The following is a 13,236-nucleotide window of genomic DNA, read 5'->3' as shown; positions in this document are numbered from 1 at the left end:
CAAATTCATCGGGGCGACAGCTGCGGTGCTCCTCCGCGGGTCAGCGCCGCGGCGTCACGGGGCCGATATCCTCCGGCGCATTGGCCACCACGGCGAGCATCGCCGTCCACGCGGCGACGTTCTGGCGCAGCTGTTCGGGGTCGATCCGGTCGAGCGTATCGTCGGGCGTGTGATGCGTGTCGAAGTAACGAGTGCCGTCCTGGTTGAGGTCGATCGCCGCGACGCCGAGCGCCATCGTCGGGCCGACGTCGGTCCCGTCGCCGCCGAGCCCGGCGCCGCGGCTGATGCCGAGCGGAGCCAGCGCCGACTGGAGCCGGTCGCCGAAGGCCTTGGCGCTGTCGGGCAGGTTCACCTCGAACCGCCAGACGCGGTCGGCGCCGAAATCGCTTTCCCCCGCCGTCGCGTGGCGTTCACCGCCATGGATGCGCGCATAGTCCTTGCCGCCATAGCCGCCCGGCTCCTCCGCGCCGAACCAGACGACGCGGATCGTGCGGCGCGGGCGCGGGCCGTCGAGCAACCGCTTGGCCGCCGCGGTCGTGATCGCGACGCCTGACGCATCGTCGATCGCGCCGGTGCCGAGGTCCCAGCTGTCGAGGTGGCCGCCGACCAGCACGATCCCCGCCTTGGGGTCGCTGCCCGGCACCTCGGCGATGACGTTGCCCGACGTGCCGGTGCCCGCGAAGCGCGGCGTCAGCACCAGCTTGAGGCTGATCGGCTTGCCGCGGTCGGCCATCCGCTCGATCAGTTCGGCGTCCGGCACCGACAGCGCCGCGGCCGGGATCGGCGTCACGCCGGCCGGCCAGTTGGTGCCGCCGGTGTGCGGGTTGCGGTGGTGATCGGTGCCGATCGACTTGATGACGACCGCCGCCGCACCCTTGCTCGCCGCGAGCGCAGGGCCGACGAAGCGCGCCGGACCGTAGGCGCCGTAGCTCGATCCGTCCTGCGTCGGGCGCATCGCATTGCCGATGTAGACGATCTTGCCGCGCACGCTGTCCGCCGGCGCGTTGGCGAGGTCGCCATAGGTGCGGAACACGGCCACCGGCGCGGTCAGGCCCGCGGCGGGCGTGGCGCCCGAATTGCCGAGCGCGACCAGCTTCAACGCCTGCGGAAACGGCGCGACGATCTCCGCGGTCTCGGCGCCGCGCAGCCAGACCGGCATCTGGTAGGTCTCGACATGGACGTTCCGGAAACCGAGCGCCTTCAGCCGCGCCACCGCCCAGGTCCGCGCCCGCGCCTCCGCATCGGTCGCCGCCAGCCGCTGTCCGACCTCGGTCGTCAGTCCCTCGACGATGTCATAGGCGAGGTCGTCCTTCAGCGCGGCATCGCGAAGCGCGGCGACCTTCGGATCGACCGGGGCGGGGGCAGGGGGCGCCGTACGTTGCGCCGCGACGGGGGCGGAGAGCGCGCTCGACGAGGCGAGCGCCAGCAGGGCGAGGGCGAGGCGGGTCATTCGGTCAATCCCCTTGTCTGATACGGATGGCGGCGGTGTGAGCGATGGCGGCGCCGAGCACAAGCGCCGGCCATTTGCACCCGGCCCCCGCGCTCGCTACATGCGCAACGCAGAATTCCCGCACTTATCGATCAGGAGCGCGCGCCGACCATGGCCGTCCAGTATACCTACGTCATGAAGGGCCTCACCAAGACCTTCCCGGGCGCCAACAAGCCCGTGCTCAACAACATCCACCTCCAGTTCATTCCCTCGGCGAAGATCGCGATCATCGGCCCGAACGGTGCTGGCAAGTCGACGCTGATGAAGATCATGGCGGGGATGGACCCCGACTTCACCGGCGAGGCCTGGGCGGCCGAGGGCGTGCGCGTCGGCTATCTGGCGCAGGAGCCGCAGCTCGATCCGACCAAGGACGTCATGGGCAACGTGAAGGACGGCGTGCGCCCGGTCGCCGACCTCGTCGACCGCTTCAACGCCATTTCGGCGGAGATGGGCGATCCCAAGGACGACACCGACTTCGACGCCCTGATGGAAGAGATGGGCGAGCTTCAGGGCAAGATCGACGCGGTCGACGGCTGGACGCTCGACAACCAGTTGGAGGTCGCGATGGAGGCGTTGCGCTGCCCGCCGGGCGACGCCGACGTCAGCAAGCTGTCGGGCGGCGAGAAGCGCCGCGTCGCGCTGTGCAAGCTGTTGCTCGAAAAGCCCGATATCCTGCTGCTCGACGAACCGACCAACCACCTCGACGCCGAAAGCGTGTCGTGGCTGGAAAATTACCTGAAGGAATATACCGGCAACGTCATCCTCGTGACGCACGACCGCTACTTCCTCGACAATGTCGTCAACTGGGTGCTCGAACTCGATCGCGGCCGCTATTACACCTACGAGAGCAACTATTCGGGCTATCTGGAAAAGAAGGCGAAGCGCCTCGAGCAGGAAGAGCGCGAGGAGGCGGGCAAGCAGAAGGCGATCGCCGACGAACTGGCCTGGATGCGCCAGACCCCCAAGGCGCGCCAGACCAAGTCGAAGGCGCGCATCCGCGCCTTCGACGAGCTGATGGCGAAGCAGGAGAACCGCGTCGCCGGCAAGGCGCAGATCCTGATCCAGCTGCCCGAACGGCTCGGTGGCAAGGTGATCGAGGCGAAGGGGCTGACCAAGGCCTATGGCGACAAATTGCTGTTCGACGGCCTCGACTTCACGCTGCCGCCCGGCGGTATCGTCGGCGTGATCGGCCCGAACGGCGCGGGCAAGTCGACGCTGTTCAAGCTCATCACCGGACAGGAACAGCCCGACAGCGGGACGATCGAGGTCGGCTCGACGGTGAAGCTCGGCTATGTCGATCAGAGCCGCGACGATCTCGATCCCAACAAGAACGTGTGGCAGGAAATCTCCGACGAGCTGGAGGTCTTCCGCTTCGGCAAGCAGGAGCTGGGCACGCGCGCCTATGTCGGCGCGTTCAACTTCCGCGGACCCGACCAGCAGAAGAAGGTCGGCCAGCTGTCGGGTGGCGAGCGCAACCGCGTCCACATGGCCAAGATGCTGAAGGAGGGCGGCAACGTCCTGCTGCTCGACGAGCCGACCAACGACCTCGACGTCGAGACGCTGCGCGCGCTCGAGGAGGCGCTGGAGACGTTCGCGGGCTGCGCGGTGGTCATCAGCCACGATCGCTTCTTCCTCGATCGCCTGTGCACGCACATCCTGGCGTTCGAGGGCGACAGCCATGTCGAATGGTTCGAGGGCAATTACGAAAGCTATGAAGAGGACAAGCGCCGCCGGATGGGCGACGCCGCCGATCGCCCGACGCGGCTTGCGTACAAGAAGCTCACCCGCTGACGGTCACCGCGGCGGGAGGGCGCCCAGCGTCACCCTCTCGCCGCGGATCGTCGTGACGTTGGGCTGATAGACCGGTTTCAGCCCCGCACACCGCGCGATCCGGTCGGGGAACAGCGTGGCGGCATCCGCGCAGGTGATCTGGATGTCGAACGTCCGCGGCCCGCTCGCCGGACAGACCGCCGCATCGCCGGTGATCGTGCCGCCGCGGACGACATCGACCACATGCGTGTCGCCGTCGCCGGTATTGCGGCGGATGCGCAGCCGGTCCTTCTGCGTCTCCAGATCCCGGAACAGTGCCTCCTGCGTATCGACGCAGATGCGATAGACGTTGGCGTCGGTCATCGCATCGTTCAGCGTGACCCGGACCGGCATCTCGCGCAGCGTCAGGCGGAACGGCATGTCCTCGTTCGCAACCATCCGCCGGATCGCCGACACGAACGCATCGTCGGGCTGCATCCGGCGGATCTGTTCGATCGTGTAGCCGCTGTGCCCGGCGCTCAGTTCGGCGACCCGCGTTTCCAGCCGCTGCACCTTTTCGTCGAGCGCCAGGTTGGTTTCGGTCAGGCGCGTCACCGCCGCCTGCTTCGCCTCCAGCGCCGGCCGGTATTCGGCCTCGGTCCGGTATATCGCGGTTTCCGCCCGGATACGATCGCCCAGGAACCACGTCGCGCCGAGCAGGATCGCCCCCGAGCCGGTGACCTTCAACACCCCCATGCGGAACTCCGACCCCTCCGATCCCCCCAGGAAGCGGTACAGCAGCGCCGCGACGCAGACGGCGGCGAAGAAGGCGATCAGGCTCGACGGGAAATGCGTGCCCCACGATTCGTTGGCGATCGACATCAGCAGCGTCGTCGAGAAGCTGAGCATCAGCGCCAGACAGATGACGATATCCTCGATCTTCAGTTTCATCGTTCCCCCGTTCGCCGTTGCAGCGCAGGGGGACGCTATGGCGCGTGCGCGACGGCAGTGGAGCCGCAGATACCTCCGAAACGGTGCGGTCGGCGGTCGCCGGACGGCGGGTCGCGCACGGGTCGGCCCACGGTGGCTTGTAAACCGCTGGAACCGTTCTACTTGCGTGGATGAGGCAGCGGGCGGACGCCCGCGGGGATGGGGAAGATCAGGGATTGGCGGTCGTCGAGCAGGCGCCGGGCGACAGCGAAACGCCCGGTTCCGATGAGCTTCAATATCGTCTGCAACAGCAGTCCGTGCTCGCGAAGTTCGGGATCGAGGCGCTGCGCGCGCGCGACCTGCAACCGATGCTCCAGCGGGCGGTGGAATTGTGCGCGCAAGGGATGCGCTCGCGCTATTGCAAGCTGCTCGAACATTGCCAGCACAAGGACGCCTTGCTGGTGCGCAGCGGCGTCGGCTGGCGCGACGGCGTCGTCGGCAGCGTCGAGATGCGGGCGGATCTCGGCTCGCCGGCGGGCTATGCCTATCACACCGGCGAGGCGGTCATTTCCAACCACCTCGGCAACGAGACGCGTTTCCGGACCCCCGCGTTCATGGCCGATCACCAGATCCGCCGTGCGATCAACGTGCTGGTCGAAGCCGGCGGCCGCCGCTTCGGCGTGCTCGAGGTCGACAGCCCCGACGAGGGCAAGTTCGAGGCGTCCGACCTTGCTTTCATGCAGGGGTTCGCGAACCTGATCGGCGTCGCGATCGAGCGGCAGGAGGCGGAGCGCCGGCTCAACGACGCGCTGCAACACCAGGAGCTGCTGACGCGCGAGGCGAGCCACCGCGTCAAGAACAGCCTGGCGATGGTGTCGGGGCTGCTCAACCTCCAGATGCAGGCGGATCCGGACGAGCGGATCACCCGGCTGCTGGGCGATGCGCAGGCGCGGATCACCGCGATCGCGCTGGCGCACGACCGGTTGTGGCGCGGCGATCAGGTCGGCATCGTGGCGCTCGACGACCTGATCGGCGGTATCGTCGAACAGATGCGCGAACAGGCGCCGGGTCATTCGATCCATTGCGACGTCGCGCGGGTGCAGATCAGCGCCGATACCGCGATCCCGATCGGGCTGCTGGTGACCGAGCTCGTCACCAATGCGATCAAATACGCCTATGACGACGGCGGCGATATCGAGGTGCGGATCGCGGAAGGCGACGACGGCCTGCACCTCGCGGTGCGCGACCATGGCGTCGGGCTGCCCGAGGGATTCGATCCGAAATCGGCCTCGTCGCGCAGCCTCGGCATGCGCATGATCGTCAGCCTCGCGCGCCAGCTGCGCGGCGAGCTGCTTTATGAGGACGCCGGGCCCGGCACGCGGGCGGTGCTAGCGATGCCGGACCCGCGCCGCGCGTGAAGCGCCGTCAGCGCACGCGCTTGACGAACATCCGTCCGTCGGCGCGCGTCTCGCTCTGGAAATTGGGCACCGCCTGGATCAGGTCGGACAGGCGCTGATAGCCGTAGTTGCGCGCGTCGAAGCTCGATCGGTTGCCCGCGAGCTGGCCCATCGCCGACAGGCTGACATAACCCTTTTCGTCGCGCTTGACCGACTGGTACGCGTCGATCAGCAGCGCGATCAGTTCGGGATCGATCGGCTTCTTGACCTTGGTCGTGCCGCTGAGCGCGGGGGGCAGCGAATCGCCGATCGGCACGTCGATGCTGGTCGGCTTGCTCGCGGCCGGCTTCGTGGCGGTGGTGTTGGCGGTGGCCGGCGCGGCGGCGAGCGGTGCCGCATCGGCCTTGGCTTCGCTGACGAGCGCGCCGACGTCGATGAAGCGCGTGCATGCCTGTTTGAACGCCTCGGGCGTCTTGGCGTTGCCGAAGCCGTAGACGGGGATGCCGTCCTGGCGGATGCGCATCGCCAGCGGCATGAAGTCGCTGTCCGACGACATGATGCCGAACCCGTCGACCCGCCCGCGGAACAGCAGGTCCATCGCGTCGATCGTCATCTTCATGTCGGTCGCGTTCTTGCCCTTTGTCAGGTCGAACTGCTGCTGCGGTTCGATGCCGTGCTTGACCGTCATGTCGCGCCAGCCCTTCAGCGCCGGCTTCGACCAGTTGCCGTAGACGCGCCGTATGTTGACCGTGCCGAGTTCGGCGAGCACCGTCAGGACGGGATCGATCGCATGCCAGGACGCATTGTCGGCATCGATCAGCAGGGCGATGTTGCGGGAGGTTTCGTCAGCCATGCAGCGACCGTCGCCGGGGCGGCGGGCGAGGTCAACCGCTAACGCCGCGCCCGCGCGCTCATGCCGCCGGATAGGTGATCGCCAGCACCTCATATTCCTTCTCGCCGGCTGGCAGCACGACGCGCCGCACGTCGCCGACCGCCGCGCCGCGCAGCGCGCGCGCGATCGGGGCGTGCCAGCCGATCCGCCCGGCGCCCGCCTCCGCCTCGTCGTCGCCGACCAGCGTCAGCACGCGCCGGCCGTCGTCCTCGTCGGCGATCGTCACCGTCGCCCCGAACCAGACGCGTTCCCTGTCTTCGGCCGCGGTGGGATCGACGACCTTCGCCGCCTTCATCCGCTTCGACAGCCAGCCGAGCCTCCGGTCGATCTCGCGCAGCCGCTTGCGGCCGTAGATGTAATCGCCGTTCTCCGACCGGTCGCCGTTGCCCGCGGCCCAGGCGATCGTGTCGACCAGCGCCGGGCGTTCGCGCGCGAACAGCTGCTCATATTCCGATCGCAGCGCGGCATAGCCGGCGGGCGTGATGTAATTGGGTCGCTGTTCCATCGCGCGGATCAGCCCGGGCGACCCTTGCCCAGATACCAGCTGAGGTTCGCCGGTCCCCGGCTCTTCGCGCGGGCGGGGTTGATGAGGTCGTAGACGACCGCATTCTCCAATACGCGCTGCACGTAGTTGCGCGTTTCCTGGTACGGGATCGCCTCGATCCAGTCGACCATGTCGACGGTGCCGGTGCGCGGGTCGCCATTGGCGCGCAACCATTTGTTCACGTTGCCGCCGCCCGCATTATAGGCGGCAACGGCGAGCGGGTAGCTGCCGTAATTGGCGTAGACGCGCTGGAAATAGCTCGACCCGATCATGATCGAGACGCTGGGATCGCTGGTCAGCGCGGCGGGGTTGTAGGCGAGGCCGATCTTGCCGGACTGTTCGCGCGCGGTGGCGGGCATCAGCTGCATCAGTCCGCGCGCGCCGGCATGGCTGACCGCGGTCTTGTCGAACTGGCTCTCCTGCCGTGCGATCGCGTGGATCAGCGTCCAATTGTCCTCGTAGCCCGCCGGAACCGACACCGTCGGAAAGCCCGTCGCGCTATAGTCGCTGAGGCCGTTCTGCATCGCGCTGCGGCCGACCATCACACCAAGGTCGGGGCGGTTGATCTCGCGCGACAGTTCGGCGGCGAGCAGGTGATCGGTATCGGTGCTCGCCTGCGCCGCGATCTGGCGGACGAAGGCGGTCTGGTCCTGCCAGCTGCCGATCTGGCCAAGGAAACGCGCGGCGCGTACGGTTTCGCGGTTCGCGAACGCCTGGCGGACGGCAGGGGCGATCGTCGGCGTGCCGATCGCCGGCGGCGCGACGAGCGGCCGCCCGGTCCGCTCGAGCGCGAGCTGGCCATAGAATTGGTCGCGATAGCCAGCCGCCTGCGCATAATACGCCGCCGCCTCGACCGTCTTGCCCGCCGCCTCCGCGGCGCGGCCCGCCCAATAGAAGCCCTTGGCGCGCGTCTGCGGCGACTGGCTGCCGCGGCCGTAGCGTTCGAACATGACCATCGCGTCCGCCGGCCGGCCGAGCTGCTTCATCGCGACCTGGCCCGCGAGCCAGACGAGGCTGGTATAGTCGTCGCGCTCGCCATAGGGCTTGGCCGACACGTCCGTCCCCGCGGGATAGGCGTCGTCGACCTGCCGCGCGATGTCATAGGCGAGCTGATACTGGCTGTCCGCCAGCGCGCCGCGCGCATTGACGAGCAGCACCTCGTACCATTTCTCGACGTCGCCGGGCCGGGTCGCGAGCGTGCGCGTCCGGGCGAGCCAGCTGCGCGGGGTTGGAAAGGCGTTGGTGTTGCGCAGCCATGTCGCCCGATCGGCGATATAGCCCGGATCGTCGGCGAACTGGTCCTGCGTCCGCGTCGACAGCTCGGCCGCGTTGGCGGCATTGGTCCGGAAGGCGAGCCGTGCCTCGAACACCGGTCGCCGGGCCGGGCTGGTCCAGGCGAGCTGCCGCGCCGCGACGCCCGTCGCATTCTGCCACAGCAGCGCATCCATCCGCGCGTCATGGTCGTCGGCGGTCAGCGCCGATCCGAAGCCGGTCAGCACCGCGGCCTCGTCGTTCGCCGCCAGCCCGCCCTTGCGCCACGCCGCCCGCGCCGCGGCCTGCGCCTCGGCCGTGCGGCCCACCGCCTGCAATGCGCGCGCCTGCGCGACGAGGCCGGCGCCCGACTGCGGCGGGAAGCGGGTGAAATAGGCGATCGCGCTGCCCGGTGCGGCGGTGGCCGCCTGGCGCTCCGCCGCGCGCCGGTTCGACGCCTCGCCCGGCCAGCCGGGGTGGGCCATCAGGAAGCCCGCATAGCTGTCGAACGGCAGCGCGTCGGTCTGCTGCACCGCCTTCCACTGGGCGAGCGCCGCGGCGATCGCGCCGTCCTGCGGGTTTTGCGGTGCCTGCGGCGACATATTCGCCATTTGCGTGCGATAGCGGTCGAATGCGTCCCCGGTCGCCGCCGGCGTGGCGGGCTGGGTGATCGTCTGAAGGGGCGCGGCGGTGACGCCGGCAAAGGTCGCGAGAAGAAGTCCGATCGGAAGCGTGGCTGGGTGCATGTGGACATCATACGGCCTCCACCCGTATCTGTCCTGAACGAAAACCCGTCCCGGCGCAGCAGGAGCGCGAATTACCGTATGTTCTCAGGTTCCATTCCCGCGCTGGTCACGCCCTTCGACGACGATGGCCGCTTCGACGAGGCCGCGTATCGCGCGCTGGTCGACTGGCAGATCGCCGAAGGCTCCGCCGCACTCGTCCCCTGCGGCACGACGGGCGAGGCGGCGACGCTGACCGCCGACGAACATTTCGGCATCGTGCGCATCTGCGTCGATCAGGCGGCGGGCCGCGTGCCCGTGATCGCCGGCGCCGGATCCAACGATACGGCCGTCGCCGCCGCCAACATCGCCCGCGCGCGCGCTGCCGGCGCCGATGCCGCGCTGATGGTTCCGCCCTATTACAACCGCCCTAGCCAGGAGGGGATCTACCGGCATTTCGCGGCGCTGGCCGAAACCGCCGACTTGCCGATCGTCCTCTACAACGTGCCCGCACGGACGGTGACGGACATCCAGCCCGCGACGATGGCGCGGATCGTCAATGCGTTCCCGACGGTGTTCGTCGCGGTGAAGGACGCCAGCGGCGCGATCGCGCGCGTCTCCGCCCACCGCGCGGCGTGCGGGCCGGATTTCGTCCAGCTGTCGGGCAACGACGACATGGCGCTCGCCTTCAACGCGATGGGGGGCAGGGGCTGCATCTCCGTCTCCGCCAACGTCGCGCCGCGCCTGTGTGCGGACTTCCAGGCGGCGTGCGCGGCCGGCGACTATGCGGCGGCGCTGGCGTTGCAGGATCGCCTTTATCCGCTCCACGACGCGCTGTTCACCGACGCTTCGCCGGGCCCGGTGAAGTATGCGATGACGCGCGTCCGGCCGGGCTTTCCCGCGGGCATCCGCCTGCCCATGACGTGGCCGTCGGCCGAATCGCGCGCCGCGGTCGATGCGGCGCTGGCGCATGCGCGGCTAATCTGAGCGCCCGGGACGGCGCCGCTTCCCCTGCGCCGTAACAGCCACTACATCGCCCCTCACATGTCGCGTCCCAAACCCGCCACCTTCGACAAGAAGAAGATCGTCGCCGAGAATCGCAAGGCGCGGTTCGAATATACCATCGACACCGTCTACGAGGCGGGGATCGCGCTGACCGGCACCGAGGTGAAGAGCCTGCGCTTCGGCGAGGGCAGCATCGCCGAAAGCTATGCCGAGGTGCGTGACGGCGCGGTCTGGCTGGTCAACGCCAACGTGCCCGAATTCAGCCATGGCAACCGGTTCAACCACGAGGCGAAACGGCCGCGCAAGCTGCTGCTGCACGAGCGCGAGATCAACAAGCTGCACGGCGCGGTCGCGCGCGAGGGCATGACGCTCGTCCCGCTCAGCGTCTATTTCAACGGCCGTGGCCGCGCGAAGGTGGAGCTCGCGCTGGCCAAGGGCCGCAAGGACCACGACAAGCGCGCCGCGATCAAGGAGCGCGAGTGGAAGCGGGAAGCTGGCCGCATCATGCGCGACCGCGGCTGAGCGACGCGGGCCATGTTCCAGAAGAGCATCGGCTGGTGCCGTCGCAACATGCCGACGCGCGAATCGGTGGAAACGAACCGGCTGCTGCGTCCGGTCGCGCATCGGGTGATGGAGCCGGGCCTGTGGCGCTTCAACCGCCGGTCAGTGCCGCGCGGCGTCGCGCTGGGGATGGTCGCGGGCTTCCTGTTCCCGGTCGCGCAGATCGCGATCGCCGCGCTGTTCGCGCTGCCGTTCCGCGCCAACGTGCCGGTGGCGGCGCTGACGACCTTCATCACCAATCCGTTCACCACCCCGTTCCTGTGGTACGTCGCCTACCGGATCGGCAGCTGGATGCTGCGCAGCGACGCGCCCGCGATCACCCAGCCGGTGACGGAGGCAGCGACGGGCTGGCTGCAATGGCTGACCGGCGCGCTCGACTGGCTGTGGGCACAGGGGCCGGCGTTCGGCCTGGGGCTGATCGTGCTGACGAGTGCGTGTGCGATCCTCGGCTATGCCGGATCGGCGCTCGGCTGGCGGCTGTGGATCGCGCGCAAATGGCGGCATCGCCATATGTCGAAGCGGGTTTGACGAGGCGTTTTAACTGATTACAACACCGCGCATCACGAGTCTTCTTTCCCCTGATAATCCTCATCTTAAGGGACCTTCGATGCGCAATACGGTTCTTGCCGCCCTTCTGCTCGCCTCCGCGGCGTCGGGCGTCGTCTACGCCCAGACCGCGACCCGTCCCGCCGCCGCGACGGCGACCGCGCCGGGCAAGCCGCAGCTCGGCGACTTCGGCGTCGACCTGACCGCGATGGACAAGGCCGTCGCGCCGGGCGACGACTTCTACAATTACGTCAACGGCGCATGGATGGCGCGCACCGAAATCCCGGCGGACAGGTCGAGCTGGGGCGGCTTCGCGATCCTGCGCAACCTGTCCGACGAGCGCACGCGTGCGGTGATCGAGGGCGCGGCGGCCAACCCGGGCGCTGATCCGGTCTCGACCAAGATCGGCGACACCTATGCGACCTTCATGGACGCCGCGGCGATCGAGGCGGCCGGTGCCGCGCCGCTCAAGCCCTATCTGGCGAAGATCGCGGCGATCAACTCACCCGCCGCGCTCGCCACGGCCTTCGGCGAGGCGACGATGCACGGCATCGACGTGCCGATCGGCGCGGGGGTGCAGCAGGACCTGAAGGACAACACCGTCTATGCGGTGTACCTCGGCCAGGGTGGCCTCGGCCTGCCCGACCGGGATTACTTCCTGAAGGACGATCCCAAGTTCGCCGAGGCGCGCACGAAGTACGTCGCCTATATCGCCGACATGCTGCGGATGGCGGGCCAGCCCGATCCGCAGGGCGCGGCACAGCGAATCTTCGACCTCGAAAAGAGCATCGCGCAGGTCCATTGGGAGCGCGCCGAGCTGCGCCAGGTCGAAAAGGGCTATAACCCGATGCCGGTCGACCAGCTCGCGACCGCGATGCCCGGATTCGACTGGAAGGCGATGCTCGCCGCGCAGGGGCTGGGCAGCCAGACGCGCGTGATCGTCGGCCAGCCGTCGGCGCTGACCGGCACCGCGAAGATCGTCGCGGCGACGCCGCTGTCGACGTGGAAGGAATATCTGGCGTTCCACACGATCTCGAACGCCGCGCCGCTGCTCTCGTCGAACTTCGTCAACACCCAGTTCGCGTTCTACGGCACGACCCTGTCGGGCACGCCGCAGCTGAAGGAGCGCTGGAAGCGCGGCGTCGACCTCGTCAACGGCAGCCTCGGCGAGGCGGTCGGGCAGGTCTACGTCCAGAAGTATTTCCCGCCCGAGGCGAAGGCGAAGGCCGACGAGCTGGTCCACAACCTGATCGTCGCGATGGATGCGCGCCTTGCCAAGCTCGAATGGATGGCGCCCGAGACGAAGGTGAAGGCGCGGGCCAAGCTCGCCGCGTTCACGCCCAAGATCGGCTATCCCGACAAGTTCCGCGACTATACCAACCTGCGCGTCGTGAAGGGCGACGTGCTGGGCAACGCCGATCGCGTCGCGGCGTTCGAATACAAGCGCCAGCTCGACAAGATCGGCAAGCCGGTCGATCGCAGCGAGTGGTTCATGACGCCGCAGACGGTCAATGCCTATGCCAATCCCTTGATGAACGAGGTGGTGTTCCCGGCGGCGATCCTGCAACCGCCGTTCTTCGATCCGAATGCCGATCCGGCGGTCAATTACGGCGCGATCGGCGCGGTGATCGGCCATGAGCTGAGCCATCACTTCGACGACCAGGGCCGCAAGTTCGATCCCAAGGGCAATTTCGCCGACTGGTGGACCCCCGCCGACGTCCAGCGCTTCACCGCGCTGACCGACAAGGTCGTCGCGCAATACGGTGCCTACGAACCGATCCCGGGCAGCAAGGTCAACGGCAAGCTGACGCTGGGCGAGAACATGGCCGATCTTGCCGGGATCAACGTCGCCTATGACGCCTACAAGCTCTCGCTGAAGGGCAAGAAGGCGCCGGTGATCGACGGCTATACCGGCGACCAGCGCTTCTTCATGGGCTTCGGCCAGGTCTGGCAGACCAAGGCGCGCGAGGCGGCGATCAAGAACCAGCTGACCACCGATCCGCATACGCCGGGCCAGTGGCGTGCCTATGTCGTCCGCAATCTCGACGCCTGGTATCCTGCCTTTGCGGTCAAGCCGGGCCAGAAATACTATCTGGCCCCTGCCGACCGCATCAAGATCTGGTGATCCCGGTCGCGATCCCTCGCGCGCC

The 13,236-nt window shown here is 68.3% G+C and carries 11 protein-coding genes; 6 read left to right on the top strand and 5 right to left on the bottom strand.

Annotated elements, in window-relative coordinates; all coding sequences use genetic code 11:
• Window positions 1-40 precede the first annotated feature (40 nt).
• A complete protein-coding gene (locus LPN01_RS01150) occupies window positions 41-1,450 on the bottom strand; it encodes a M28 family peptidase (RefSeq protein WP_262826523.1) in 1,410 nt (469 codons plus the stop codon).
• Window positions 1,451-1,600: 150 nt separating this feature from the next.
• Between LPN01_RS01150 and ettA the strand changes: the two genes are divergently transcribed.
• On the top strand, window positions 1,601-3,280 hold the full coding sequence (gene ettA, locus LPN01_RS01145) for an energy-dependent translational throttle protein EttA (RefSeq protein ID WP_262826522.1): 1,680 nt from the start codon (window positions 1,601-1,603) through the stop codon (window positions 3,278-3,280).
• A 3-nt stretch (window positions 3,281-3,283) separates the two neighbouring features.
• Here the strand turns inward: ettA and LPN01_RS01140 are convergent, their stop codons facing one another.
• A complete protein-coding gene (locus LPN01_RS01140; RefSeq protein WP_262826521.1) occupies window positions 3,284-4,189 on the bottom strand; it encodes a hypothetical protein in 906 nt (301 codons plus the stop codon).
• 215 nt (window positions 4,190-4,404) lie between these two features.
• Between LPN01_RS01140 and LPN01_RS01135 the strand changes: the two genes are divergently transcribed.
• Window positions 4,405-5,586, top strand: coding sequence for a sensor histidine kinase (locus tag LPN01_RS01135; RefSeq protein ID WP_262826520.1), 1,182 nt, complete (start codon window positions 4,405-4,407; stop codon window positions 5,584-5,586).
• 7 nt (window positions 5,587-5,593) lie between these two features.
• Here LPN01_RS01135 and LPN01_RS01130 read toward each other — a convergent pair whose 3' ends face one another.
• Genes LPN01_RS01130 through LPN01_RS01120 form a run of 3 tightly spaced genes read right to left on the bottom strand, consistent with a single transcriptional unit; the run spans window position 5,594 to window position 8,998 of the window.
• Window positions 5,594-6,418: an NYN domain-containing protein gene (locus LPN01_RS01130; RefSeq protein ID WP_262826519.1), complete on the bottom strand. Its 825-nt coding sequence runs from the start codon at window positions 6,416-6,418 to the stop codon at window positions 5,594-5,596.
• 58 nt (window positions 6,419-6,476) lie between these two features.
• Window positions 6,477-6,962 (bottom strand): transcription elongation factor GreB, encoded by a 486-nt coding sequence (gene greB / locus LPN01_RS01125; protein WP_262826518.1) that lies wholly within the window; start codon window positions 6,960-6,962, stop codon window positions 6,477-6,479.
• An 8-nt stretch (window positions 6,963-6,970) separates the two neighbouring features.
• Window positions 6,971-8,998, bottom strand: coding sequence for a lytic transglycosylase domain-containing protein (locus LPN01_RS01120; RefSeq protein WP_262826517.1), 2,028 nt, complete (start codon window positions 8,996-8,998; stop codon window positions 6,971-6,973).
• Window positions 8,999-9,076: 78 nt separating this feature from the next.
• Between LPN01_RS01120 and dapA the strand changes: the two genes are divergently transcribed.
• From dapA to LPN01_RS01100, 4 genes are all read left to right on the top strand, one after another.
• A complete protein-coding gene (gene dapA, locus LPN01_RS01115) occupies window positions 9,077-9,961 on the top strand; it encodes a 4-hydroxy-tetrahydrodipicolinate synthase (protein ID WP_262826516.1) in 885 nt (294 codons plus the stop codon).
• Window positions 9,962-10,018: 57 nt separating this feature from the next.
• Window positions 10,019-10,501, top strand: coding sequence for an SsrA-binding protein SmpB (gene smpB, locus LPN01_RS01110; protein WP_262826515.1), 483 nt, complete (start codon window positions 10,019-10,021; stop codon window positions 10,499-10,501).
• A gap of 12 nt (window positions 10,502-10,513) precedes the next feature.
• On the top strand, window positions 10,514-11,068 hold the full coding sequence (locus LPN01_RS01105; protein ID WP_262826514.1) for a DUF2062 domain-containing protein: 555 nt from the start codon (window positions 10,514-10,516) through the stop codon (window positions 11,066-11,068).
• Between the two features lie 79 nt (window positions 11,069-11,147).
• Window positions 11,148-13,211: a M13 family metallopeptidase gene (locus LPN01_RS01100; protein ID WP_262826513.1), complete on the top strand. Its 2,064-nt coding sequence runs from the start codon at window positions 11,148-11,150 to the stop codon at window positions 13,209-13,211.
• Window positions 13,212-13,236 lie beyond the last annotated feature (25 nt).

Source organism: Sphingomonas sp. A2-49 (assembly GCF_025548555.1).
In the GTDB taxonomy this organism is placed as follows: Bacteria; Pseudomonadota; Alphaproteobacteria; order Sphingomonadales; family Sphingomonadaceae; genus Sphingomonas.
The sequence above is the reverse complement of the archived record's forward strand: the minus strand, read 5'-3'. Positions and strand labels throughout refer to the sequence as shown.

Excerpts from the sequence above, each read along its gene's own strand:
- LPN01_RS01150 (WP_262826523.1), bottom strand. The coding sequence starts at position 1,450 with ATGACCCGCCTCGCCCTCGCCCTGCTGGCGCTCGCCTCGTCGAGCGCG.
- ettA (WP_262826522.1), top strand. The coding sequence starts at position 1,601 with ATGGCCGTCCAGTATACCTACGTCATGAAGGGCCTCACCAAGACCTTC.
- LPN01_RS01140 (WP_262826521.1), bottom strand. The coding sequence starts at position 4,189 with ATGAAACTGAAGATCGAGGATATCGTCATCTGTCTGGCGCTGATGCTC.
- LPN01_RS01130 (WP_262826519.1), bottom strand. The coding sequence starts at position 6,418 with ATGGCTGACGAAACCTCCCGCAACATCGCCCTGCTGATCGATGCCGAC.
- greB (WP_262826518.1), bottom strand. The coding sequence starts at position 6,962 with ATGGAACAGCGACCCAATTACATCACGCCCGCCGGCTATGCCGCGCTG.
- LPN01_RS01120 (WP_262826517.1), bottom strand. The coding sequence starts at position 8,998 with ATGCACCCAGCCACGCTTCCGATCGGACTTCTTCTCGCGACCTTTGCC.
- dapA (WP_262826516.1), top strand. The coding sequence starts at position 9,077 with ATGTTCTCAGGTTCCATTCCCGCGCTGGTCACGCCCTTCGACGACGAT.
- smpB (WP_262826515.1), top strand. The coding sequence starts at position 10,019 with ATGTCGCGTCCCAAACCCGCCACCTTCGACAAGAAGAAGATCGTCGCC.
- LPN01_RS01105 (WP_262826514.1), top strand. The coding sequence starts at position 10,514 with ATGTTCCAGAAGAGCATCGGCTGGTGCCGTCGCAACATGCCGACGCGC.
- LPN01_RS01100 (WP_262826513.1), top strand. The coding sequence starts at position 11,148 with ATGCGCAATACGGTTCTTGCCGCCCTTCTGCTCGCCTCCGCGGCGTCG.